Genomic DNA, 21,097 nt, shown 5'->3' on the forward strand with positions numbered 1-21,097 from the left:
GTCAAACCCTCTCCGTAAACGATCCGCTGCCCGTTGGGGCCGTAAGCTGTTCTGCGCCTTCGTCGGTGTCGTCAGCAGGAAGCGACCAGCCGAAGGCGAGGCAGCCACCGATGATTCCCGCCATCATGCCCACGACGAATCCGCCGAGGTTCGACACCGGAAACGATATGAGCGAGATGATGACCGCCACAATTGCCGCGCCGTACCGCAGTTTCGGCCGGAACCACAGGCAGAGCCCTGTGACGATCAGAATCAGACTGCATAGATAGCCGCCGATACCGCCGATACCGGCGTGAATGATGTCCGTAACGGGACCGAGCGGTAGCCAGCCGATGATGGCGCCGCCCGCCATGACGAACAGCCCGCCCCAAAACGGGCGGGTCCAACGAAATTCCCTGAAGCGAATCCACAATTTCTTCATGGCGTCACCTCAGTAGCATTCGTTGTGTTCGACGCCGCGACCGTGGCCAAGCTTGGGAATCCCGATACCGTTCAGCTTCGCGGTACCGGAGATCAATGCGCCCTTCGCGGTTGCCTGCAAGCCACCCATCTTGACGACGCCGGGGATGTTCAAGCCCATCGTGCCCGGGCGGCCGCCAACCTCGGAGGCGTCCACATTGATAGCACCGGGCGCCTCGATATTGCTGCCGGTCGCATCCGGATCCTTGCCGTCTTTGGTGCGGCTCTTCATCGACACACCCTTGATGAACATCTCGGCGGCGCTGGCCTTCATGTCTTCGACAACGGTCTCACCGCTCGTGTGAATCTGCAGTGTGTTGGTGCCGATGAAGGGGAAGGTCAATACGAGCGACAGGCACATGCCGTCCTCGAGCGTGGCTTCCGGAAGGCCCGCGACAAGCACCGGTTTCGTCGCCCCGTCCTTCATCTCGATCGTCGACGGATAGGCCGTCAGGCCCTTCGCTGCGACCGCCGGACCGCCGTTCGACGACAGCTTGAAGTCTTGTCCGCTCACGGCAAGACGCAGCGGCATCACACCCTGGATCGTCATGATCGTGAGGATTCCGACGCCGAGGAGGGCAGGGAGCAGCAAGATGAAGCAGCGCCGCCACCGCGTCTTACCGCGGTCCTTCTTCTGCATTCCCCGGCCTTCCGCTAGCCATAGATTTGCGGTCAACATACCGTGGGGATCAGCTGCGACGACGCAGATTGCCGAGAATTCGGGTTACGTCATCCGCTCAGCCGATAGTCCGAGCGACCCACTTGGGGATTTCCTTCGCCTTTCCTGCAGCGCGCGCGATCTTGTGGTTGCGGCCAAGTAGCAGGCGGAGCTGCAGCTCGCTCTCGGTCCAGAAGGCCGACCGCGGCGACGACGTCCACGTCTCGTGGAACAGCTTTTTCGTCGCTGCAACGGAATCCGGTGAGCGAGTGGCAATCTCAGCAGCGAGGACCTTCGCGGCGGCAAGCGGATCCGGACCGACCTCGGTGACCAACCCCAGCTCTTTCGCGCGATTGCCGTCGAATATCTCAGCGGTCATCGTCAACCGCTTGGCGACATCCATGCCGACCAACTCGCGCAGCGTGACCGATCCGGTCATGTCGGGAATCAGGCCCCACTTGGCCTCCATCACCGAGAACTGGCAGTCGGCGGTGGTGAAGCGGAAGTCGGCAGCGAGGGCGAGCTGAAAACCGCCGCCGAAGCAATAGCCGTGGGTCACGGCGAACACCGGAACTGGCATCTCGCGCCAGGCCCAGCACGCCTTTTGATACAGGTTCGTGGTTTGCACCGGCAGCTTGGCGAACCCCTTCACCTGACCGACCTGGTCTTTCGACACCGCCGCGAAATCCAGGCCGCTGCAGAACGCGGGACCGTCACCGCGAAGGATCACCGCCCGGACCGAAGTGTCCTTGGCGATCTCGCCGGGGACCGAGGCGAGCTCCTTGAACATCGGCAGATCGAGAGCGTTCATCTTGTCTGCGCGGTTGAGGGTTGCGTAAGCGATTCCGTCGACTGTCTCGACGGTGATGCGATCCGACATCGCGCCACAATATCCGACCGAAGATCGGGCTAGCGGTCAGGAATGCTCGGAGATCAACACCGCAACGGTGTCGCGCTTCAAGGCCTTGAAGACGTGGGCTTCGTCGCCGGGATAGGCAATGTAATCGCCTGGCCGAAGCTCGATCGGCTCGTCTGCGAGGCCGATCAGTGCCGCGCCGTGACTGATGACGACATGCTCGACGACCCCCGGCGTGTGCGGATCCGACAGGCGCGGCTCGCCGGGCTGCGCGGTGATCAGATAGATGTCGCGTCTGGCGTTCGGCGGGCACGACGCGAGCAAGGTCGCGACGTAGTCTGCGCGGTCGGACGCGATCGATGGGCCCTCCCCCGCACGAATGACCTGAACGTTCGGTCGCGGGGGCTCGACCAGCCGTGCGAACGGCACATCGAGCGTCACGCTCAACGCCCACAGGGTCTCGACGCTGGGGTTGCCTGCGCCCGATTCCAGTTGCGAGAGAGTTGATTTGGCAATACCGGCCCGCCGTGCGACTTCGGCGAGCGAGAGTCCGGCACGACGGCGTTCGCGCTGCAACGACTGCGCGATCACGTCGAGCGGGGCACCCTTGGATTCGACCATTCGTTCATCATAGACTCCGCTTCGTACGATCTGGCGAACCTTTCACGAGCCTGTCGAAATCGGCTACGCGCGTTCGTGTAGTGGGTGACGGGATGCCACCGGGCTACCGATTCGAGAAGGAGAACTCGCGATGCGCACGATCAGCGTCACCATGAACGTCACCCTCGACGGAGTGGTCCAGGGCCTGGGTCGCCCGGACGAAGACACTCGAAACGGCTTCGTCCACGGCGGCTGGGGCGCCAACTACCAGGACGACATCCTCATGCAAGAAATGGGTCGCGGAATGGCAGAGCCCGGCGAAATACTGTTCGGGCGGCGCACCTGGGAAGACTTCATCGGCGCGTGGTCGACCCAGACCGACGGCAACCCGTTCACCGAGCACATGAACGCGGTGCAGAAGTACGTCGTGTCAAGTTCACTCGCAGCCGCCGATGCGTGGCAGAACTCGACCCTGTTGGCTGGCGACGCAGTGCAGTCGGTCGGCGCACTCAAAGCCACGCCGGGCCCGAAACTCAACGTGATCGGTAGCGCGGCGCTCGTGCGTAGCCTGCATGCCGCAGGCCTGCTCGACTCCTACACCCTGGTGATTCACCCACTGGTACTCGGCAGTGGCGCGCGGCTATTCGACAAAACGTCGCCCCGGGTCGGATTCGAGCTCGTGCGGAGCGTCCCGACCACCGCAGGCGTGATCGTCGCGACCTACGAACGTTCGCTGTAGAAGACTAGTTGTTCGACTTGACGAACGACACCAAAGCGTTCAACATGGACTACCATGCGTACGATTTGGCGAACACTTGGCCGCGAAGGAATTCGGGACATCGCACCGGTCTGTCTGGCCAGCGGCGTGGTCGGCGCATCGTTCGGCGCGATCACGGTCGGCGCGGGCCTCCCCCTCTGGCTACCCGTTCTGCTGTCGTTCGTCGTCTTCGGCGGCGCGTCCCAATTCCTGTTCATCGGAATCATCGCCGCAGGTGGCAGTCCAATTGCCGCCGTCGTCGCCGGGTTGCTGGTCAATTCTCGGCATCTCCCATTCGGCATGGCGCTCGGCGATGTCTTCGGATCGGGGCTGCTGCGTCGAATCGCAGGTAGCCACCTGATGATCGACGAGTCGGTCGCATTCGCACTCGCCGAACGCAACCCCGACCGGCGCAGCGCCGCCTACTGGGCGTGTGGCCTCGGCTTGTTCGTGTGCTGGAACACGGGGGTGCTGCTCGGTACCGTCGGCGGCACGATCATCGGCGACCCCAACGCCTTCGGCCTCGACGCCGCCTTCCCAGCGGTGCTGCTCGCTCTTGTCTTGCCCGCACTTCGCGACGTCGTGACAATGCGTGCCGCGTTGATCGGCGCACTGATCGCCCTCGCGACCTCGATGTTCCTGCCCGCCGGACTTCCCGTCCTCCTCGGCCTCGCCGGTTTGGGTGTTGCCGTTCCTCGCACGAAGGTGCCCGCATGAACACCACATCGTCATTGTTGATCGCTACGGCCGTGCTCGGCGCAGGGACGTTCGCGTTTCGCTTCGCCGGACCGCTCCTGCGCAGGCGCGTCCACCTCTCGAGTGAGGCCGAGCGACTGATGAGCGTCGCCGCCGTCGTGCTCCTCACCGCCTTGGTGGCAACCGCCGCTCTCACCGACGGGCACGAATTCGTGGGCCTCGCCAGACCCGCAGGCGTCGCAGTAGGCGGATTCCTCGCCTGGCGCAAAGCGCCTCTCGTCGTGGTGGTAGTCGCCGCCGCAGCGACTGCCGCCGGACTTCGGTTGTGTGGAGTGCGTTGACCGAACCACTTATGTCGATTCGTCGCACCCAGTCTCGACGTCCCGATCGAAAGCTCAACTTCGACCGGAGGCAGCAATTCACATGGACGACATCAACTTCCTAGCCGTCGGGGCAGCGACGATCGTTGCATTCGTATCGGCGTCGGTGTTCTACAGCGTTTTTGCCGCGCAGTTACAAGCCGTGAGTTCGGCAGCCAACCCAACCGAGCGCCCGCCGGCGTGGAAGATGCTGGTCGAGATCGCCCGCTGTGTCGTGCTCACAACGATTTTCGCAGGGATTGCCGCAGAGATCGGCGTCGACGGAATCGGCGGAGCAGTGCTTCTGGCACTCGTGCTGTTCATCGGCTTCCCCGCAATGCTGTGGACCGGCGCGATGCTGTGGGAGAACACGCCTTGGCGGCTCGCCGCACTGCACGGCGGCGACTGGTTGCTGAAACTGTTGTTGATCGCGGTGGTCATCGGCCTTTGGCGCTGAGGATGTTGGCACCTGCGATGATGGCCCGCAGCGCCGAATCTGTTGGGCTGTCGGAGATTGCGATGGCCCAGTGCCGCCGCCCGTCATGCTCGCAATGCACGAATGTCGCGGTTCCCTCGGCGACCGGTCGCTGGTGAAAGGCGAGAATCTCGACGCCGTGGCCGGCCTCGTGCAGGAATGTGGTCAGGGCGGCAATCGGTCCGGTGGCGGCAGTGCTGAAAGCCGCGACCCTGCCGTCGATGTCGAGAATGCCGTCGTAGGAACGCATTCCGGCGATGCCAGGCGAGACCGACCACTCGCGCAAGCGCATCGGACCGGAGGTCGGGCTATAGCGCTCGAGGAATTCCGACCAGCTGATGCCGGCAGTTTCCGCCTGCAGAGTGCGCGGGCTGGCGATCCCGAAACGGGCTGTGAATGGATCGGTAGAACGAGTGATGGTGTTCATCGAAGCGGGCTTCCATCGAGAAGGAAGGACCGAAACGCAGCAACAACCCGCAACGGGGGTCGGTCCGAATCAGACCCCGCTGCGGCTGTCTACTACGAGCACGCGCTTCATGGGACGAAAGCATAGAGACCCGCGCGCCTTCCTGCAAACCAAATTCGGTCATGGCACCCTGAGGTATGGGTTCGGGAAAGCGGTTTTCGGCGGCGCTTGCTGCCGTGCTGATGGCTGCAGGTTGCACAATCCCGACCGATGCGGACCGATCTGGGTTCGCCGCGCCGTTGCCGTCGACGGTTCCGTCCGCGCCGTCGACCACAACTCCCCCGCCATCGACTTCGACCACGCAGTCGACGACAACGACAACCACCACCACGTCAGCGCCGCCCTCGACCACGACTCCCGCTGCCGCGCCGACCTGCGCAGCGTCGGCTGCGACGCTCGATTGCGATATGCAACAGCGCATTTCGGCTGCCAACGACTACATCGCCGCACGGCCGGGAACGGTCGGGTACGTGCTGCGCGACCGTGTAACCGGCGCCGTCTATCAGAACGACAACGCCGCGACGCACGTCTGGACCGCATCGACGATCAAGCTGGCCATCACCGTCGACCTGTTCACTCGCAACCGCGCGGGCGAGATCGCACTGACACCAACGGACCGCGCCCAGATTCAGCAGATGCTGCATTCGTCGGACAACGACGCCGCCGATGCACTCTGGATTCGTTACGGCGGGGACGATCACGCATCCTTCAACAACAACTTCCCCAAGTACGGAATGACCGACCTCGCACCGCAACCCGGTTTCAGCGAGATCAACCCGTATTGGGGCTTCCAGAAGTGCACGCCCGCCGACCTCGATCGGCTCATGCAATACGTGCTGACGCAACTGAATCCGACCGACAGGGCGTTCATCGTCAAAGAACTGCAGAACGTCGACCCGAACCAGCAGTGGGGTGTTTGGGGAGCCGGACCGGCGGCGCAGCCCGGCAACAAGGACGGCTGGTCCGAGGAGGACAGCGGGTGGATCATCAACTCCGTCGGTTTCGCGGGCCCAGGCCAGCGTTACACGCTCGCGATCATGAATTCGCTTGGTGGCGAAGGTGATTACGACGACGGGACAGTGACCGACTCGCAGGTCGCGCAGATTCTGCTGTCGGGACGCGCCTAGCGTCAGTCGGCGCGCGGTCGCAGCATCGCGGGGTGCAGCAATCGGGCATCACCACGAGTGAACAGCTGCGCCGGACGCCCACCCTGTCTCGTCATGCGGTCGGTGGGTGTGACGAATCCCGCTGTGCTGGTTACCTTGCGATGAAAATTGCGCGGGTCCAACGTCGTGTCCCAGACCGTTTCGTACACTCGGCGCAGCTCCGCAATGGTGAACTCGTTGCCGCAGAACGCAGTTGCGAGCGGGGAGTACTCGAGTTTGTCCCTCGCCCGTTCGACGCCGTCGGCCAGGATCTGCCGATGATCGAATGCGAGTCGCGTCGGGTCCGACATCGCGTCCGTCACCGTGACCAGGCGCGCTGCCGCCGCGTCCGTACCGGGAACTGGCTCGGGCAGCGTCGGCGCGAGGGCCAGATACGCGGTCGTGACCACCCGCCCACGCGGATCACGTTTCGGTGCACCATAAGTCGCGAGCTGTTCGAGATGAACGTGATCGACGGTCACTCCCGTCTCCTCCGCCAGCTCTCTGGCTGCGGCAGCGGGAAGGTCTTCGTTCTCCAGCACGAAACCACCGGGTAGGGCAAGCCCGCCGCGATACGGCGCCACACCCCGCTCAACGAGAAGCACCGCCAGGCGTTCCTGCCAGATCGTCAAAACGACGAGGTCGACGGCAACAGCGGCGTTCAGTCTCAGCGGCACAGCCGAATCATAATCGTCATCTTGACGATAACTCAACCTTCGAGTTATCGTCATGTTGACGAAAAGGAGGTTGTCATGGCTGACATCACGAAGTTCTGGTTCCTGCGCCACCTGCGCGCAAACGCGACCGCGCACATCCGCCACCTCAACAGGGCACGCCTGTCGCACGACGGCGCTGGGCAGGCATTCTGGTTTCGCCCACTCAATGCGGCGCTGAGCGAGGTGCCTGTCGACGACCGGGAGCAACCGTTGTTGTTCCACGCCCGCACGGTCGACTTTCAAGACGTGACGGTGCAAGCGACGATCACCTACCGCGTCGCCGATCCCGCCCTCGCCGCCACACGCATCGACTTCGGGATCGACCCCGATACCGGTGCATGGCGGTCGAGGCCGCTCGAACAGGTCGGCGGGCTGCTGACCGAACTCGCCCAGCAACACGCGCTGGAACTACTCGGTCGGATGACACTGCCGCAGGCACTCGCGGAGGGCATGGCGGCAGTACGCGATCGGATCACGTCCGGACTTACCGCGGACCAGCGCATCGCAGACACGGGGCTCGCGATCATCGACATTCGGGTCGTGGCCGTCCGCGCCGAAGCAGACGTCGAACGTGCGTTGCAGACACCGACGCGCGAACGGGTGCAACAGGATTCGGACAAGGCGACATTCGAACGGCGGGCACTTGCCGTCGAGCGGGAGCGGGCCATCGCGGAGAACGAGCTGCAGAACCAGATCGAACTCGCCAAGCGGGAAGAGCAGCTCGTCACTCAGAAGGGCCAGAACGAGCGCAAACGCGCGACCGAGCACGCAGCAGCGAAGTGGGTGGAAGCCGAATCGAAGGCAGACCAACAACGGCTCCTCGCCGACGCCGAAGCACAGGCCACCCGAGTTGTCGGGCTGGCCCAAGCCGAGACCGAGGCCGCACGTCTCGGCGCGTACCGCGACCTCGACAACACCACTGTGCTCGCCTTGGCGCTGAAGGAGATCGCGGGCAATCTGCCCAACATCGGCACCCTGAACCTGACCCCGGATGTGCTCACCGAAGTGCTGACCGGGCTCACCGCAGGAAGGCAATGAGATGACGCTCGCGCCGCGCGCCGTGGTGGTTCATCGTCGTACCGAACTCGACGACCTGCTCGGCCGGCATGGGACGCTCCAGCAGGCAGCGTTCTTCCTCGCCGGCCGCGGTCGGACGTTGGATGCGGTGCAGGCACGCCACGACGCGCAGCTCGCGGCATTGGCGGCAGCGTCGGCGGCGATCCCGCTCGATTGGCGGCGGGGCCAGGTCGAGCGGGAGGACCTCAGCCGATTCGTGTTCGGTGCCGAAGACATCGTCGTCGCCGTCGGGCAGGACGGGCTGGTCGCCAACGTGGCGAAGTACTTGGACGGCCAAACCGTCGTCGGAGTCAATCCCGACCCGGACCGAAACCCGGGGGTGCTGGTACCGCACGGTCCGGCGGAGATCGGTCGCGTGTTGCCGAAGGCCGGCGCCACCAGCGCGCAAATTCAGTCGCGCACGATGGTGCACGCCGAGCTCGACGACGGTCAGACCTTGAGTGCACTCAACGAGATCTACGTCGGACATCCCAGCCACCAGTCCGCCCGCTATCGGATTGCGACACACGACGGCGCGGTGGAGCGACATTCGTCGTCGGGTGTGTTGATCGGGTCCGGTACCGGCGCGACCGGCTGGTGCCGGTCGGTGTGGCGCGAGCGCGCGAGCGAGATGGTGCTGCCGAAGCCGAACAAACAGCAGCTCTGCTGGTTCGTTCGTGAAGCGTGGCCATCCCCCGCAACCGGGACCGATCACACCGAAGGGCTGCTCGAAGGTCGGCAACAGCTGTCGATCATCGCCGAGTCCGACCTCGTCGTCTTCGGCGATGGAATCGAGTCCGATTCGCTGTCGCTCTCGTGGGGGCAGCAGGTGATGATCACGGTGTCACCGCGCCGATTACGGCTCCTTGTCTAGTCCGTCCGGTGTTCGCAGGTCCGCGATCAGGTCGAGAACCTGGTGCAAGTTGGACCGAAGTGGGCGCAGGCGGGACAGGGAAATGATTCGCTCCAGCAGCGGCGCGACCCGGCGAACCAGCATGCGGGTCCGCCGCTGACCTGAACTCGAATCGTGGACCCAGAACAGCACGACGCCCATGTGAGCGAGCCACAACAAGTCCGGCAGTTCGTCGAGCAGGCGTTTGTCGGCCTTGATCCGCGAACCGTCGACGACACTGCGCATGATGTCCGTCGACGCTTGGCGGGCTGGGAGACTGTCCGCGCTGAACGGACTCAACGGGCTCGACGGATCAGCTGCGGTGACGAAGAACTTCCCTGCGAACTGGTGATAAGGCTCTGCAACGTCGATGAATGCGGTCGTCGCGATCAGCCACCGGTCTGCCAACGACTCGGAAGGCCCGAGCTTCCCACGGACCGCGGCTTCGTGCAGGGTTTGAATCTGCGTATAGAAGCCCTGGACCAGATGGTCCTTGGAAGCGAAGTAGTAGTACGCGTTGCCGAGGCTGACGCCGGCTTCCCCGGCGACAGCTCGCATCGTCGTCTTCTCGTAGCCCTTTTCCTCGAACAAGCGCATCGCCGCGTCGACGATGCGCTGTCGAGTCTCTTCCCCACGCGAGGTCGGTGAGATCACAAAATCAGCCTGCTTGCGGAGCCGGGCCGTGCGCCTGATAGCTGGGTGGTGCCCACGGAGCCATCATCATGGGCGCAGCCGGACCTTGCTTGGCGACTCGCCGATTCCGCTTCATCCGCGTGAGAACGAAGAGATTGAAGAAGTGCATGGCACCGAGAACGAGCGACACGCCACCGAGCTTGAGCGCCAGCGCCTCGAACCCCTGGCGTGCGGTGTCTAGATCGCCACTGACCTTCAGGGTGAGGGCGATGTAGCCGAAGTTGATGAGCCAGAACCCGACGACGAGTAAGTGGTTCACCGCGTTCGCAACGTCTTTGTCGCCGTCGAAGACCTCTTCGAGGAACATGCCGCCGTGCCGGTAGAGCGTGCGCGCGATATAGAACGTCAACGCCAAGCTGACGGTGGTGTAGATGGCGTAAGCGATAACTGCGCTCATGACGATGCGCCTTCCCCTAGTTTTGAACGTGTTCAACTAGAGTAGCACCAAGTTGAACATGTTCAAGTACTAGCGAAAAGCGCAGGTCAGGATACGCGTCGAGCCCATCCGCGGGTCAGTGCGGTGAATTCGGCCTGATTCAACGTTGGTCCGAGGAGTTCGAGAACCGCTGCCGAATCATCGATGCTGTCGAGCATCGCGCGGACGGCGCTGAAAACAGCTTCTTCTCGGGTCCGTGACGGGTAGTAGAAGTACGCCCGCTGCCTTTTCTCCCGTTCGACCCAACCCTTCTGGTGCAGGTGGGTAACTACGGTCAAGACGGTGGTGTACGCGAGCTGTCTCGAGGTGCTGAGGCGATCGACAAGGTCGTGGACCGAAAGCTTGTCCGTCGACGACCACAGTTGTTCCATCGCCTCGGCTTCGAGTTCGCCGAGTCCAAACATGACCGGGGCCTACGCGGCCGGTGCGATCAGCTGAATGCCACGCTGGACCAGCCAGATCAACGGATCGGTCTTGGTACCGTCCGGCGCCCAGATTTCGAAGTGCAGGTGCGGGCCGGTGGACTGACCACGGTTACCGATCGTCGCGATGAGATCGCCCGCACGGACCTTCTGTCCGGCCGCAACCATCATCTCGTTGACATGGCCGTAAACAGCGATCGTGCCGTCGTCCTGCTGGACGCGGACCCACAAGCCGAAGCCCGAGGCCGGGCCGGCTTCGATGACCGTTCCATCCGCGGCGGACACGATCGGGGTACCGATCGGCCCCGCAAGGTCGATTCCGGCGTGCATGGCGCCCCAGCGCTGCCCGAAGGTGGATGTCAGGATGCCTGCAGTCGGCTGCACAGCGTGCGGACGACGTGCTTCGGCTTCCAGTGCCGCCTTGGCTTCCTCGGCGACCTTGCCAGCCTTCCACGCAACCCAGTCCGTCTGATCTGCCCGAAGGACCGTCTCGTCAACCGGAGCGGCCGCTTCGGCAGCCTTCACGTCCTGCTCGCTCAGCGGAAGCGCGGTCGCGGACGACGCACCGAGCATCGCGCTGACTGCAACAGACGCTGCAAGCACACGACGGGTGGTGCGACGACGTGCCGCGCGATTGGTGGTCGGCTCGCAATCAGCAATGGACGACTTCGCATGAATCCGATTAGGTAACGAAACAATCTCAAACATGAAATGAACCGTACAACTATTCGACATAGTAGTTGTAATTTGATCGTGATAAATGGCGCTTCAATGTCCGATTTCCGGGTGTTCTGCAGGTCCAATCTTCCGTTCCAAAAAGGTCTGCCTACCAGGGACGATGCCGATCAGCGGAAACCAAGATCGAATAGTGATTTGTATTCTGAGTCACATATCGCTCAGATAACGCTATAGCGGCCGATTTCGGCCACAAAACGCTCATGAAGGGCGCTTTGGCGCTAGCTCGCCGTCACCGGGCCTCTGACCTGGCAATTCTCCGCGCGACGAGCGAGCAATCGCGCAAATTGCCGTTGTGACCGCCGTCACCAATTGGATCGAATTCTGCTGGATTGACCGCCGAATTGCGCAAGAGAAAAGCCATTCTTCGGTGAAAACAATCGGCGTGCTGACCAATGCTTGATGCGGGCGGCATGATCACCGTCGACCAACTCTGAACTACTACCGATCGGATGGCACGGCCGGCGTTACGCTGCTGTCCATGCCAAATTTTGCACTCCGTTCGGTGGCCGTGGCCACCACCGCCATCGCCCTGACGCTGCCGCTCGCCGGGTGCGGAAACGACTCCAAGGATTCGTCCTCGTCCAGCGCGAAGACGACCAGTGCGGCCAAGTCGAGCAATTCGGCAAAGCCGTCGAAGACCGGCAGCAAGCTCATTCCTCGGACCACGGAACAACCAGATTCCGGCTCTAATCAGACGATCGCCGACTACATCAAAGCCAACAACATCACCGAGGTCGTTCAGCATCGCGGCGACCCGGGGGCGCCCACGCTCGACCTGCCGGTGCCCGAGAACTGGAAGGACGCGAGCGCGGACGCACCGGACTGGGCATACGCCGCGATCGTCTACGACGGACCGGACGCCGGCGCTTACACCGCGAGTGTCATCGTCCTTATGTCGAAGCTCACGGGCGATGTCGACGCCGCCAGCTGCTCCAGTACGCGCCGGGTGAGCTGAAGAACCTTCCCGGTTACGAACCGCTCGGCGACGGCGCCGAGGACACCCTCGACGGCTTCCAGGGCTACGAACTGGCGGGCAATTACACCGGTGACGACGGAAAGAAGCTGGTCTCGGCCCAGAAGACCGTGATAGTCCCGGCAGACGACGGTGTGTTCATCATTCAGTTCAACGCAGACGGCGCCGACGAGCAGATCGACGCCCTCAAGGAGGTGACCACCTTCATCGACGACAACGTCAAGATCAAGCCAGCTTGATTCTGCGTTGTAGCGTGATCGGGGCTCCATCCCTGGGAAACGGCATGGAACTGAACGACCACGGGATTCGATAGTCGCTGGGAACCGTCCACTCGAAGTTGCGCAACATCGCGTCGAGGATGGTCTTCACTTCGAGCATGCCGAAGTGCATCCCTATGCATTTGTGCGCGCCTGCACCGAACGGCATCCACGCGTAGCGATGCGACTTGTCCTCGCGGCGTTTCTCGCTGAATCGGTCAGGATCGAAGCGTTGGGGGTCGGACCAGTACTCCGGCAGCAGATGATTGACCCAGTGGTCGACACTGACCATCACGCCGGCTGGCACGTACCGACCGAGAATCTCTGTGTCTTTCACCGTCTTGCGCACCAAACCGGGCACGGGAGCGACGAGCCGCAGGCATTCCTTGATCACCAGTTCCAGGGTCGGCATCCCCTCCAACCCGACCATGTCCAGCGGTGCATCGCCGCGAGCCAGTGCCTCGGCGCGCGCTCGCTCCTGCCATTCCGGGTGTTTGCCGAGGTAGTAGGCGGCGGTGGTCGCGGTCGTCGTCGACGTGTCGTGGGCAGCCATGACAAGGAAGATCATGTGGTTGACGACGTCGGCGTCGCTGAACCGGCGGCCGTCCTCGGTTTGCGCATGGCACAACGCGGAGAACATGTCGTCTTCTCTGGATGCACGCTTGGTCGGCAACATCCGATAGAAGTACTCCTCGAGCACCTTGCGACCCTGCAGACCTCTGCGCCAATTTCCGCCCGGCACCGGATGACGGACGACGGCCAACGCCGCGTGAGTACAGGCGATGAAGGCGTCGTTGAGTCGGTCTCGTTCCGGCCCAACGTCGGCGTCCATGAAGATTTCAGCGGCGATGTCGAGCGTCATTGCTTTGATCGTCGGATAGCTGGGCAGTTGCCGATTCGGCTCCCACTGGCCGACTGCGTCGTCGACGAGCCGTGTGAGGTCGTGGAAGTACGCAGCCAGCCGATCTCGCGTGAATGCGTGCTGCATCAGGCGACGATGAAACATGTGCTCCTCGAACTGCAGCAACAGCAGTCCGCGAGGAAAGAACGGTCCGATGTAGTAGTCCCAGCCCTGGCCGAAGGCTTTGTCTTTGTTGTTGACGACGACCTGCGTCGCGTCGGGGCCAGTCACGAGGACGGTCTTGTTGCCGAGCGGTTTCTCCCACGAGACCGGCCCGTACTTGCGGTAGAGGTCCAACTGTTGGGCTGGGCCCCAACGCAACCAGCCGAGACCGTGACCGATGAACGGCATACCGAGATCGCCGACGACCGGTTGCAGACCGCTCCCCCGCGGGGGCTTCGCGAGTATCGCCGCGCGTTCTGGCGTCATCGCCGCCAATGCGATATCGAGCGGTCGATTGCGCGGAATCTCGAAGAACTGACGATTCTCGCTGCCGAGATCGACAGGTCCGTGCTGGGCGATTACCACGCTCGACCTCCGCGACAACGGGCGACGTTGCCCGTAAAGTACATCTCGCACATTACGTCTGGGAGGACGCCGTGACAAGAGTGCGCACCACCGTGTCGGGCCGCGGCCGCGGCAGGCCACCAGGTCCGCCGGTCGATCCAGCGGTCCGTCGCGAGGAGATTTTGGACGCGGCCGAGCGGGTTATCGCGCGCACCGGTGCAGAACTGTCGTTCGCCGACATCGCAACCGAGGCCGGATTCGCCCGGACCGCCATCTACGCGGCCTTCGCCGACCGACCTACCTTGGTACATGAACTAGCCGAACGGCACACGCAGCGAATCATTCTGCAAGCCAACGAGATTCTTGCGCAGCCTCGACCTGTCAAGGAACTGCTCGCCGAACTGATCGACTTGATCAGCGGATTCGTCGAGGACAACTCCAGGCTGCATTTCCTTTTGATGCAAGCCTTCTACGTCGACGAGCCCAGCGGTCATGGTCGGCCGCTCTTCACCCGGACCGCCGACTGGGCGACTCTCGTCTTCGAGGCGTTGTTCGACCGACTCGGCGCCGACCCCGCCCTCGTCCGATCATGGGCCTCCGCGACCGTCGGCGCCATCCTGCTCGCCGCGGAAGATTGGAGCGCGAACTCGACCACGGACCGCGCTCGACTCGTCGACAACCTCACCGCTTTCTTGTGGCCTGCGCTAAGTGCGATCGGTGCCGACGACCTGACGGGCCCGCTCCTTCCGGGGTTGCCTGACAAATAGCGGTGGCACGCCGCCACCACTGTGACAACGCTTGTAGCAACGACGAATGTGTCACGTTGCCAGGACGGCCGCACCGATGACGACTACGGTTTGTCAGGTGGCGCCTAGCGTTGGGCGCCTTGTGAAGCGTGGAGGAGTGCAGTCATGAGCGTCCAGTCCGCAAAGCCGCGACGCCATCAAGTCGTCATTATCGGCTCGGGCTTCGGAGGGTTAGCAGCAGCGAAGTCGCTGAGAAGGGCAGATGTCGACGTCACGCTCATCGCAAAGACGACCCATCACCTGTTCCAGCCGCTGCTCTATCAGGTTGCGACCGGCATCCTTTCTGAAGGCGAGATCGCGCCTTCCACCCGTGTGATCCTGCGCAAGCAAAAGAATGCTGCAGTGCTGCTGGGCGAAGTCACCGGTATCGATCTCGCCGCGAAGACGGTCACGTCGAAGCTGATCAACATGGAAACGGTCACGCCGTACGACAGCCTGATCGTCGCCGCTGGCGCGCAGCAGTCCTACTTCGGTAACGACCATTTCGCGACGTACGCGCCCGGAATGAAGACCATCGACGACGCGCTGGAGCTGCGCGGTCGCATCGTCGGCGCGTTCGAGGCGGCGGAAGTGACCAACTCGCAGGCAGAGCGGGACCGGCGGATGACTTTCGTGGTCGTCGGCGCAGGTCCTACCGGTGTCGAGCTGGCCGGACAGATCGCAGAAATCGCCGACCGCACCCTGGAAGGCGCATTCCACAACATCGACCCACGTGATTGTCGAGTAATCCTGCTCGACGCTGCGCCGGCCGTGCTCCCCCCGATGGGCGAGAAACTCGGGCTCAAGGCGCAGCGTCAGCTCGAGAGCATGGGCGTCGAGATTCAGCTCAACGCGATGGTCACCAACGTCGACTACATGGGCATCACGGTCAAAGAGAAGGACGGCACCGAGCGCCGCATCGAATGCGCGTGCAAGGTCTGGTCGGCCGGTGTCCAGGCGAGCCCGCTCGGCAAGCTGATCGCCGAGCAGTCCGACGGCACGACGACGGACCGCGCAGGTCGCGTGGTTGTGGAGCCCGACCTCACGGTCAAGGGTCATCCGAACGTCTTCGTCGTCGGCGACATGATGAGCGTGCCGAATGTGCCGGGCATGGCGCAGGGCGCGATTCAGGGTTCGCACTATGCAACCAAGCTGATCAAGGCGGGTCTGAAGGGCGAGGACGACCCGGCAACTCGCAAGCCGTTCAAGTACTTCGACAAGGGCAGCATGGCCACCGTGTCGCGCTTCAACGCGGTCTGCCAAATCCGCAAGTTCGAGTTCGGCGGCTTCATCGCGTGGCTCGCGTGGCTCGCCCTGCACCTGTTCTACCTGGTCGGATACAAGAGCCGCGTCACGACGACCTTCTCGTGGTTCATCACGTTCCTCGGCCGTAGCCGCGGCCAGATGGCGATCACCGAGCGGTGGATCTACGGCCGCATTGCGATGGAACAGTTGAAGAAAGAGTCCGACGCACTCGAAGCACCGCCGTTGGCTTCCGGTGACGGCGCTGCGCCCCCGGTCGAAGTCATCAAACAGTCGCAGGCCGCCGGCTAGTCAGTCGGCATGGGTGGCGCCGACGTCGTGCAGCAATCGATGCACGACGTCGTCGTCGAGCCGGTAGCTCATCTTTTTGCCGACGCGCTCGACGGCCACCCAGCCCTGGTTGCGGAGCAGCCGCAACGCTTGCGACACGGCCGTCGGGGTCATCTCCAGCGCGGCAGCCAAATCGGAGACGCAGATCCCCGGCGCGCGATGCATGCTGAGCAGAATGCGCAATCGTGTTGGATCACCGAGCAATTCGAACCGCTGCACCCATTGTGAAAGGTCCGCGGCCGCTTCGAGCGCCGCGCGCGCCTGCGCTACGTGCTCTGGATCGAACGCGGTGTCTTCGGTCATCCCTCTACGGTAGCCAGTGCGGTGGGCAATCGAGCGCCCATCCATGTCGCAAGTGTGCCGCCTGCCGCTAGTGGGAGCCGTGCGGCGGACAGCCCGGTCACCTCGGCCGTCCGCGAGTCGGGATAGACGAGTTCGGCGATCATCGCGCGCGGCGCTTCGATCGCGTCGTCGGCGACTGCACTCGCGCCCACATCCACCCGGTGCCGCAGCATCGGCTTGCCATCGAGATCGGCGACCATCTCGCCTGCCCACCAGCCGCTGGTCTCTGTGTCGCGGCCGATCTGGACCCGCTCGCGCAGGCGCAGCGAGGCCGACGAAGCCAGGCCAACAACGGTTTTCGCCAAATGGTGAGCGCCGGCGCCGACGATCAGCGGCATTGGATCGAAGTCCAAGCTCGCACCCTCACCCACCTCTATGGTCCATTCGGCGGTCGACAAGATGCGATCGCGTGCCGGTAGCGCGATGGTTGCCGCCACCGACCGAACCCGCAGGCGAGCACCCGGACCGACCCGTACAGTCACGCCGATGTGATCGCCACCGAGAGGTGTTGCGGCACTTCCGATCAGGTGCACGGTATCGGTATTGGTGATGCGTGCCGTCAGGCCGCCATCGGCATGAATCTGCGGCAGCCGACCGACGGTGGCGACAATCGTGAGGCAGCTACGCATGCACGGGCAGCGTGAGCTGCTCCCTGACCCAGGCGAGAACCTTCGTCGCGGCGGGATCCTCGGTGAGCGAGATGAGGACCGTCGGGCGGCCCTCCCGGACGCGTGTTGCGTCGCGTTCCATCACACCGAGATCAGCGCCGACCATCGGGGCGAGGTCTGTCTTGTTGATCACCAACAGATCCGAGAACGTCACGCCCGGACCGCCTTTGCGCGGCACCTTGTCGCCACCCGCGACGTCGACGACGAAGATCTGCACGTCGATCAGCCCGGAGGAGAACGTTGCCGTCAGGTTGTCGCCGCCGGACTCGACGAGGATCAGGTCGAGCGGCGGGTTCGCCTCGATCAGGTCGTCGATCGCATCGAGATTCGCCGTGATGTCGTCGCGGATCGCGGTGTGCGGACACCCACCGGTCTGGACAGCGGTGATCCGCTGGTCCGGCAGCACCGCATGCCTGCGGAGAAAGTCGGCGTCCTCGGTGGTGTAGATATCGTTCGTCAGGACCGCGAGCGACAGCTGGTCGCGCAACTGCCTGCACAGCGCGGCGACCAGCGCGGTCTTACCCGAGCCGACCGGACCGCCGATGCCGACTCGCAGCGCTTCCCCAGGTTGCCGGGTCCGCTTGGGGCGGTCGTGGCCGTGGCTGTGCGGCTCGCCGTCGATGAAATGTGGGGGCATGGCGTTCTCCTCCTATGACGCGAACAGGGGTCGTTCGCGCTCGATGTGGCGCTGAGCGAGCACATCGAGCAACGGATCGGACAGTGCCGCGAGACCGAGCACCGCGGTGTCGGCGGTGCGGTTGCACAGGTCGGCAAGCGTGAACGTGAGAGCCGCGACGTCGGCGGGATCGAGCGCGAGCAGGCGCTGCGCGGCGGTCGCCGTGCCGGTCATCGTCGTATAGCTGACAACCGCAGCGGTCTCGGTAGGCGTCGCGCTGACCACTCGCCCAACCGCGCCGAACATCACCGGGAGGTGCGGGCGAAGACCGATACCTGCCCAGTCTTGGTGCGGCCACACCCGTTTCGCGAGACGCAGTAGTCCCCTGCCCTGCGCGCGCGAAGCGGTCCGGGCGGCGGGCGACGGTGTCCGCGCATCGGTTTCGACGTCGGCGGTCACGGGGTCCAATTGGCCCGCACAGACCGCGGCCGCAATCGATCCGCCGACGAGTCCAGCGGTCCGGATTCGTCTGCGCAAGAACGCCTCCAACGTCGCAACATCGCGAACGACCCCCGACTCGATTGCCTCCTCCACTCCCCCGGAATGAACATGACCACCGATCGGCAATCGGGAGTCGGCAAGGGCGAGCAGCGCAGCAAAACTCATCAGAACAGGAAGTATCGTTGGGCCATCGGAAGTTCGGTCGCCGGTTGTTCCTGCCAGACCTCCCCGTCGATGCGGACGGTGAACGTGTCGGGGTCGACCTCGATGCGCGGTTGCGCATCGTTGTGCGGCATGTCGGCCTTGCCGATGCGCCGAACATCTTTGACAGGCAGCAGCTTTCGATCACACGCCAAGCGGTCCGCGAGACCGTCGTCGATGGCCTGCTGTGACACGAAATGCACTGACGTCGCGGCAGCCACCTTGGGTGACGCGCCGAACATGGGCCGCGGGAGGACTGGTTGCGGGGTCGGAATCGAGGCGTTGGCGTCACCCATCGCAGCCCAGGCAATGGCGCCGCCCTTGATCACCGCATGCGGCCGAACACCGAAGAAGGCCGGTTCCCACAGAACGAGGTCGGCCAGTTTGCCGACCTCGACCGACCCGATCTCGCCGTCGAGTCCATGAGTGATCGCCGGGCAAATCGTGTATTTCGCGATGTAGCGCTGCACGCGGGCGTTGTCCGCCGCAGTGTCGCCTGCCAGTGCTCCACGACGTTTCTTCATCACATGCGCGGTCTGCCAGGTGCGCAGCACCACCTCGCCGATTCGGCCCATCGCCTGCGCGTCACTGCCGATCATGGAGATTGCGCCCATATCGTGCAGCAGGTCTTCTGCGGCAATTGTCGACGGCCGAATCCTGCTCTCCGCGAACGCAAGATCCTCGGGTATCGACGGACTGAGGTGATGACAGACCATCAGCATGTCGAGATGCTCGTCGAGCGTGTTCACCGTGTGCGGCCGGGTCGGATTCGTCGAGCTCGGAAGCACATTGGAATGTGCGGCAATCGTGATGATGTCGGGTGCGTGCCCGCCACCCGCCCCCTCGGTGTGATAGGCGTGGATGCCGCGGCCACCTATCGCCGCGACGGTGTCCTCGACGAACCCCGCCTCGTTCAACGTATCCGAGTGCAGTGAAACCTGAACGCCCGCAGCGTCGGCGACCCGCAGGCACGCGTCGATCGCCGCAGGCGTCGAGCCCCAATCCTCGTGGAGTTTGAATCCCGAGGCGCCTGCTCGCAATTGCTCCCACATGCTTTCAGCGCTGACCGTATTGCCCTTGCCGAGCAACACGATGTTCAGTGGCCAGCCGTCGGTCGCTTCCAGCATGCGTGCGAGGTGCCAGGCGCCGGGTGTGACGGTGGTGGCCTTGCTGCCCTCCGCGGGCCCGGTGCCGCCGCCGATCAAGGTGGTGATACCACCGCCGAGTGCTTCGTCCATGATCTGCGGACAGATGAAATGGACGTGACAATCGATCGCGCCTGCGGTCAGGATGCGACCGTTGCCGACGATGATCTCGGTGGACGGTCCGACGACGAGGTCCGGGTGGACGCCGTCCATCGTGTCCGGGTTGCCGGCCTTGCCGAGAGCGACAATCCGACCGTCACGAATCCCGACGTCTGCCTTGATGATTCCCCAGTAATCGACGATCACCGCGCCGGTGATGACGGTATCGGGGGCACCCTCGGCGCGCGTAGCCCGCGCCTGACCCATCGACTCGCGCAACACCTTGCCGCCACCGAAGACCGCTTCGTCGCCCGCTTTTCCCGGTCCACCACAACGGTCTTCGGTGATCTCGATCAACAAATCGGTGTCGGCCAACCGAATTCGGTCGCCCGTCGTCGGTCCGAACAGCTGGGCATAGCGAGCTCGACTCAAGGACGTCATGCTGGTCCCAACTTTCCGGGCGGCGTCAACGACAGACCGTGCACTTCGCGCGTTCCACCGAGCGGAACGAGTGAAACCCGCTGCCCCAGGCCGGGTTCGAACCGAACCGCGGTGCCTGCTGGAATGTCGAGCCGACGACCGTGGGCCGCCTCGCGGTCGAATCGCAAAGCTGCGTTGGCCTGGGGAAAATGCACGTGGCTCCCCACCTGCACTGGACGGTCGCCCGCGTTGACCACATCCAGCTCTACGCGGTCGGCACCCTCGTTCAACTCGATAGTGCCTTCGGCACAAAGGTATTCACCCGGTATCACGAGACCCCCTAAGCGATCGGATGGTGAACGGTCACCAGCTTGGTCCCGTCGGGAAAGGTTGCCTCGATCTGGACGTCGTGGAGCATCTCCGGAATGCCGTCGAGCACGTCGTCGCGGGTCAGGACTTCACGGCCCGACGACATCAACTCGGCCACCGACCGGCCGTCCCGTGCGCCTTCGAGCACGTGGTCGGTGATGATGGCCACCGCCTCGGGATGGTTCAGGCGCAATCCCCGTGCGCGTCGTCGCCGCGCCAACTCTGCGGCATAGCTCAGCAGCAGTCTTTCCTGCTCGTGCGGCGACAGTCGCATGCCCCTCTTCTCCTCACGTGGT

At 63.7% G+C, this 21,097-nt stretch carries 27 protein-coding genes and 1 pseudogene; 10 read left to right on the forward strand and 18 right to left on the reverse strand.

The window, feature by feature from the left end:
• Position 1: 1 nt before the first annotated feature.
• The 4 genes from FGL95_RS20120 to FGL95_RS20135 form a co-directional block, all read right to left on the reverse strand.
• Positions 2-421, reverse strand: coding sequence for a DUF6114 domain-containing protein (locus FGL95_RS20120; protein WP_206072125.1), 420 nt, complete (start codon positions 419-421; stop codon positions 2-4).
• Between the two features lie 9 nt (positions 422-430).
• The gene (locus FGL95_RS20125; protein ID WP_169590118.1) at positions 431-1,099 is read right to left on the reverse strand and encodes a DUF6230 family protein; all 669 of its coding nucleotides are present in this window, start codon (positions 1,097-1,099) and stop codon (positions 431-433) included.
• Between the two features lie 97 nt (positions 1,100-1,196).
• Positions 1,197-1,997 carry a crotonase/enoyl-CoA hydratase family protein gene (locus FGL95_RS20130; protein ID WP_169590120.1) on the reverse strand — a complete coding sequence of 267 codons (801 nt, stop codon included), beginning with the start codon at positions 1,995-1,997 and terminating at the stop codon, positions 1,197-1,199.
• Between the two features lie 36 nt (positions 1,998-2,033).
• On the reverse strand, positions 2,034-2,594 hold the full coding sequence (locus FGL95_RS20135) for a helix-turn-helix domain-containing protein (RefSeq protein ID WP_169590122.1): 561 nt from the start codon (positions 2,592-2,594) through the stop codon (positions 2,034-2,036).
• A gap of 130 nt (positions 2,595-2,724) precedes the next feature.
• On the opposite strand from FGL95_RS20135, the gene FGL95_RS20140 reads away from it, so the two are divergent.
• The 4 genes from FGL95_RS20140 (at position 2,725) to FGL95_RS20155 (ending at position 4,842) form a co-directional block, all read left to right on the forward strand.
• Positions 2,725-3,312 (forward strand): dihydrofolate reductase family protein, encoded by a 588-nt coding sequence (locus tag FGL95_RS20140; RefSeq protein WP_169590124.1) that lies wholly within the window; start codon positions 2,725-2,727, stop codon positions 3,310-3,312.
• 54 nt (positions 3,313-3,366) lie between these two features.
• A complete protein-coding gene (locus FGL95_RS20145; RefSeq protein ID WP_169590125.1) occupies positions 3,367-4,047 on the forward strand; it encodes an AzlC family ABC transporter permease in 681 nt (226 codons plus the stop codon).
• Positions 4,044-4,367, forward strand: coding sequence for an AzlD domain-containing protein (locus tag FGL95_RS20150; protein WP_169590127.1), 324 nt, complete (start codon positions 4,044-4,046; stop codon positions 4,365-4,367). The genes FGL95_RS20145 and FGL95_RS20150 overlap by 4 nt, the downstream gene beginning before the upstream one ends.
• 82 nt (positions 4,368-4,449) lie before the next feature.
• Positions 4,450-4,842 carry a DUF1761 domain-containing protein gene (locus FGL95_RS20155; RefSeq protein ID WP_169590129.1) on the forward strand — a complete coding sequence of 131 codons (393 nt, stop codon included), beginning with the start codon at positions 4,450-4,452 and terminating at the stop codon, positions 4,840-4,842.
• Here FGL95_RS20155 and FGL95_RS20160 read toward each other — a convergent pair.
• A complete protein-coding gene (locus FGL95_RS20160) occupies positions 4,823-5,287 on the reverse strand; it encodes an alpha-isopropylmalate synthase regulatory domain-containing protein (RefSeq protein WP_169590130.1) in 465 nt (154 codons plus the stop codon). The genes FGL95_RS20155 and FGL95_RS20160 overlap by 20 nt on opposite strands.
• 446 nt (positions 5,288-5,733) lie before the next feature.
• Here FGL95_RS20160 and FGL95_RS20165 point away from each other — a divergent pair, with 446 nt between their 5' ends.
• A complete protein-coding gene (locus FGL95_RS20165) occupies positions 5,734-6,453 on the forward strand; it encodes a serine hydrolase (RefSeq protein WP_169590545.1) in 720 nt (239 codons plus the stop codon).
• 2 nt (positions 6,454-6,455) lie between these two features.
• Here FGL95_RS20165 and FGL95_RS20170 read toward each other — a convergent pair whose 3' ends face one another.
• The gene (locus FGL95_RS20170) at positions 6,456-7,148 is read right to left on the reverse strand and encodes an NUDIX hydrolase (protein ID WP_338079938.1); all 693 of its coding nucleotides are present in this window, start codon (positions 7,146-7,148) and stop codon (positions 6,456-6,458) included.
• Positions 7,149-7,223: 75 nt separating this feature from the next.
• Between FGL95_RS20170 and FGL95_RS20175 the strand changes: the two genes are divergently transcribed.
• Together FGL95_RS20175 and FGL95_RS20180 are read left to right on the forward strand one after the other, a co-directional pair.
• On the forward strand, positions 7,224-8,225 hold the full coding sequence (locus FGL95_RS20175; protein ID WP_169590133.1) for an SPFH domain-containing protein: 1,002 nt from the start codon (positions 7,224-7,226) through the stop codon (positions 8,223-8,225).
• A gap of 1 nt (position 8,226) precedes the next feature.
• Positions 8,227-9,117: a diacylglycerol kinase catalytic domain-containing protein gene (locus tag FGL95_RS20180; RefSeq protein ID WP_169590135.1), complete on the forward strand. Its 891-nt coding sequence runs from the start codon at positions 8,227-8,229 to the stop codon at positions 9,115-9,117.
• On the opposite strand, the gene FGL95_RS32985 is transcribed toward FGL95_RS20180, so the two are convergent.
• The 4 genes from FGL95_RS32985 to FGL95_RS20200 all read right to left on the reverse strand — a co-directional run bounded on the left by FGL95_RS32985 (position 9,100) and on the right by FGL95_RS20200 (position 11,394).
• A complete protein-coding gene (locus tag FGL95_RS32985; protein ID WP_206072126.1) occupies positions 9,100-9,789 on the reverse strand; it encodes a TetR family transcriptional regulator in 690 nt (229 codons plus the stop codon). The genes FGL95_RS20180 and FGL95_RS32985 overlap by 18 nt on opposite strands.
• Before the next feature lie 4 nt (positions 9,790-9,793).
• Positions 9,794-10,225, reverse strand: coding sequence for a hypothetical protein (locus FGL95_RS20190; RefSeq protein WP_206072127.1), 432 nt, complete (start codon positions 10,223-10,225; stop codon positions 9,794-9,796).
• A gap of 86 nt (positions 10,226-10,311) precedes the next feature.
• On the reverse strand, positions 10,312-10,668 hold the full coding sequence (locus FGL95_RS20195; RefSeq protein ID WP_169590137.1) for a BlaI/MecI/CopY family transcriptional regulator: 357 nt from the start codon (positions 10,666-10,668) through the stop codon (positions 10,312-10,314).
• A 9-nt stretch (positions 10,669-10,677) separates the two neighbouring features.
• Positions 10,678-11,394: a M23 family metallopeptidase gene (locus FGL95_RS20200; RefSeq protein ID WP_206072128.1), complete on the reverse strand. Its 717-nt coding sequence runs from the start codon at positions 11,392-11,394 to the stop codon at positions 10,678-10,680.
• Between the two features lie 508 nt (positions 11,395-11,902).
• On the opposite strand from FGL95_RS20200, the pseudogene FGL95_RS20205 reads away from it, so the two are divergent.
• Positions 11,903-12,636 (forward strand): annotated as a pseudogene (locus FGL95_RS20205) (LpqN/LpqT family lipoprotein).
• On the opposite strand, the gene FGL95_RS20210 reads toward FGL95_RS20205, so the two are convergent.
• Positions 12,623-14,083 (reverse strand): cytochrome P450, encoded by a 1,461-nt coding sequence (locus FGL95_RS20210; RefSeq protein ID WP_338079939.1) that lies wholly within the window; start codon positions 14,081-14,083, stop codon positions 12,623-12,625. The pseudogene FGL95_RS20205 and the gene FGL95_RS20210 overlap by 14 nt on opposite strands.
• A 71-nt stretch (positions 14,084-14,154) precedes the next feature.
• On the opposite strand from FGL95_RS20210, the gene FGL95_RS20215 reads away from it, so the two are divergent.
• Together FGL95_RS20215 and FGL95_RS20220 are read left to right on the forward strand one after the other, a co-directional pair.
• Positions 14,155-14,829, forward strand: a complete 675-nt coding sequence (locus FGL95_RS20215; protein ID WP_169590140.1) for a TetR family transcriptional regulator — start codon at positions 14,155-14,157, stop codon at positions 14,827-14,829.
• 144 nt (positions 14,830-14,973) lie between these two features.
• On the forward strand, positions 14,974-16,401 hold the full coding sequence (locus tag FGL95_RS20220; RefSeq protein WP_169590142.1) for an NAD(P)/FAD-dependent oxidoreductase: 1,428 nt from the start codon (positions 14,974-14,976) through the stop codon (positions 16,399-16,401).
• Here the strand turns inward: FGL95_RS20220 and FGL95_RS20225 are convergent, their stop codons facing one another.
• Genes FGL95_RS20225 through FGL95_RS20255 form a run of 7 tightly spaced genes read right to left on the reverse strand, consistent with a single transcriptional unit; the run spans position 16,402 to position 21,075 of the window.
• On the reverse strand, positions 16,402-16,743 hold the full coding sequence (locus FGL95_RS20225; RefSeq protein WP_169590144.1) for an ArsR/SmtB family transcription factor: 342 nt from the start codon (positions 16,741-16,743) through the stop codon (positions 16,402-16,404).
• Entirely contained in the window at positions 16,740-17,411 is a 672-nt protein-coding gene (locus FGL95_RS20230) for an urease accessory protein UreD (RefSeq protein WP_169590145.1), read from the reverse strand. The genes FGL95_RS20225 and FGL95_RS20230 overlap by 4 nt, the downstream gene beginning before the upstream one ends.
• Positions 17,404-18,087 (reverse strand): urease accessory protein UreG, encoded by a 684-nt coding sequence (gene ureG, locus FGL95_RS20235; protein WP_169590147.1) that lies wholly within the window; start codon positions 18,085-18,087, stop codon positions 17,404-17,406. The genes FGL95_RS20230 and ureG overlap by 8 nt, the downstream gene beginning before the upstream one ends.
• Positions 18,088-18,099: 12 nt before the next feature.
• The gene (locus FGL95_RS20240; protein WP_420838070.1) at positions 18,100-18,735 is read right to left on the reverse strand and encodes an urease accessory protein UreF; all 636 of its coding nucleotides are present in this window, start codon (positions 18,733-18,735) and stop codon (positions 18,100-18,102) included.
• Positions 18,732-20,453, reverse strand: a complete 1,722-nt coding sequence (locus FGL95_RS20245; protein WP_169590150.1) for an urease subunit alpha — start codon at positions 20,451-20,453, stop codon at positions 18,732-18,734. Before FGL95_RS20245 ends, FGL95_RS20240 begins: the two co-directional genes overlap by 4 nt.
• Complete coding sequence (locus FGL95_RS20250; protein ID WP_169590152.1) at positions 20,450-20,764, reverse strand: urease subunit beta; 315 nt, start codon at positions 20,762-20,764, stop codon at positions 20,450-20,452. The genes FGL95_RS20245 and FGL95_RS20250 overlap by 4 nt, the downstream gene beginning before the upstream one ends.
• A gap of 8 nt (positions 20,765-20,772) precedes the next feature.
• Positions 20,773-21,075 carry an urease subunit gamma gene (locus tag FGL95_RS20255; RefSeq protein ID WP_169590154.1) on the reverse strand — a complete coding sequence of 101 codons (303 nt, stop codon included), beginning with the start codon at positions 21,073-21,075 and terminating at the stop codon, positions 20,773-20,775.
• Positions 21,076-21,097 lie beyond the last annotated feature (22 nt).

It is taken from the genome of Antrihabitans stalactiti (assembly GCF_012932915.1).
GTDB classification, from domain to species: Bacteria; Actinomycetota; Actinomycetes; order Mycobacteriales; family Mycobacteriaceae; genus Antrihabitans; species Antrihabitans stalactiti.

What these genes read in the sequence shown, in the direction of transcription:
- FGL95_RS20120 (WP_206072125.1), bottom strand. Translation starts at nt 421, where the DNA reads ATGAAGAAATTGTGGATTCGCTTCAGGGAATTTCGTTGGACCCGCCCG.
- FGL95_RS20125 (WP_169590118.1), bottom strand. Translation starts at nt 1,099, where the DNA reads ATGCAGAAGAAGGACCGCGGTAAGACGCGGTGGCGGCGCTGCTTCATC.
- FGL95_RS20130 (WP_169590120.1), bottom strand. Translation starts at nt 1,997, where the DNA reads ATGTCGGATCGCATCACCGTCGAGACAGTCGACGGAATCGCTTACGCA.
- FGL95_RS20135 (WP_169590122.1), bottom strand. Translation starts at nt 2,594, where the DNA reads ATGGTCGAATCCAAGGGTGCCCCGCTCGACGTGATCGCGCAGTCGTTG.
- FGL95_RS20140 (WP_169590124.1), top strand. Translation starts at nt 2,725, where the DNA reads ATGCGCACGATCAGCGTCACCATGAACGTCACCCTCGACGGAGTGGTC.
- FGL95_RS20145 (WP_169590125.1), top strand. Translation starts at nt 3,367, where the DNA reads ATGCGTACGATTTGGCGAACACTTGGCCGCGAAGGAATTCGGGACATC.
- FGL95_RS20150 (WP_169590127.1), top strand. Translation starts at nt 4,044, where the DNA reads ATGAACACCACATCGTCATTGTTGATCGCTACGGCCGTGCTCGGCGCA.
- FGL95_RS20155 (WP_169590129.1), top strand. Translation starts at nt 4,450, where the DNA reads ATGGACGACATCAACTTCCTAGCCGTCGGGGCAGCGACGATCGTTGCA.
- FGL95_RS20160 (WP_169590130.1), bottom strand. Translation starts at nt 5,287, where the DNA reads ATGAACACCATCACTCGTTCTACCGATCCATTCACAGCCCGTTTCGGG.
- FGL95_RS20165 (WP_169590545.1), top strand. Translation starts at nt 5,734, where the DNA reads ATGCAACAGCGCATTTCGGCTGCCAACGACTACATCGCCGCACGGCCG.
- FGL95_RS20175 (WP_169590133.1), top strand. Translation starts at nt 7,224, where the DNA reads ATGGCTGACATCACGAAGTTCTGGTTCCTGCGCCACCTGCGCGCAAAC.
- FGL95_RS20180 (WP_169590135.1), top strand. Translation starts at nt 8,227, where the DNA reads ATGACGCTCGCGCCGCGCGCCGTGGTGGTTCATCGTCGTACCGAACTC.
- FGL95_RS20190 (WP_206072127.1), bottom strand. Translation starts at nt 10,225, where the DNA reads ATGAGCGCAGTTATCGCTTACGCCATCTACACCACCGTCAGCTTGGCG.
- FGL95_RS20195 (WP_169590137.1), bottom strand. Translation starts at nt 10,668, where the DNA reads ATGTTTGGACTCGGCGAACTCGAAGCCGAGGCGATGGAACAACTGTGG.
- FGL95_RS20200 (WP_206072128.1), bottom strand. Translation starts at nt 11,394, where the DNA reads ATGTTTGAGATTGTTTCGTTACCTAATCGGATTCATGCGAAGTCGTCC.
- FGL95_RS20220 (WP_169590142.1), top strand. Translation starts at nt 14,974, where the DNA reads ATGAGCGTCCAGTCCGCAAAGCCGCGACGCCATCAAGTCGTCATTATC.
- FGL95_RS20225 (WP_169590144.1), bottom strand. Translation starts at nt 16,743, where the DNA reads ATGACCGAAGACACCGCGTTCGATCCAGAGCACGTAGCGCAGGCGCGC.
- FGL95_RS20230 (WP_169590145.1), bottom strand. Translation starts at nt 17,411, where the DNA reads ATGCGTAGCTGCCTCACGATTGTCGCCACCGTCGGTCGGCTGCCGCAG.
- ureG (WP_169590147.1), bottom strand. Translation starts at nt 18,087, where the DNA reads ATGCCCCCACATTTCATCGACGGCGAGCCGCACAGCCACGGCCACGAC.
- FGL95_RS20245 (WP_169590150.1), bottom strand. Translation starts at nt 20,453, where the DNA reads ATGACGTCCTTGAGTCGAGCTCGCTATGCCCAGCTGTTCGGACCGACG.
- FGL95_RS20255 (WP_169590154.1), bottom strand. Translation starts at nt 21,075, where the DNA reads ATGCGACTGTCGCCGCACGAGCAGGAAAGACTGCTGCTGAGCTATGCC.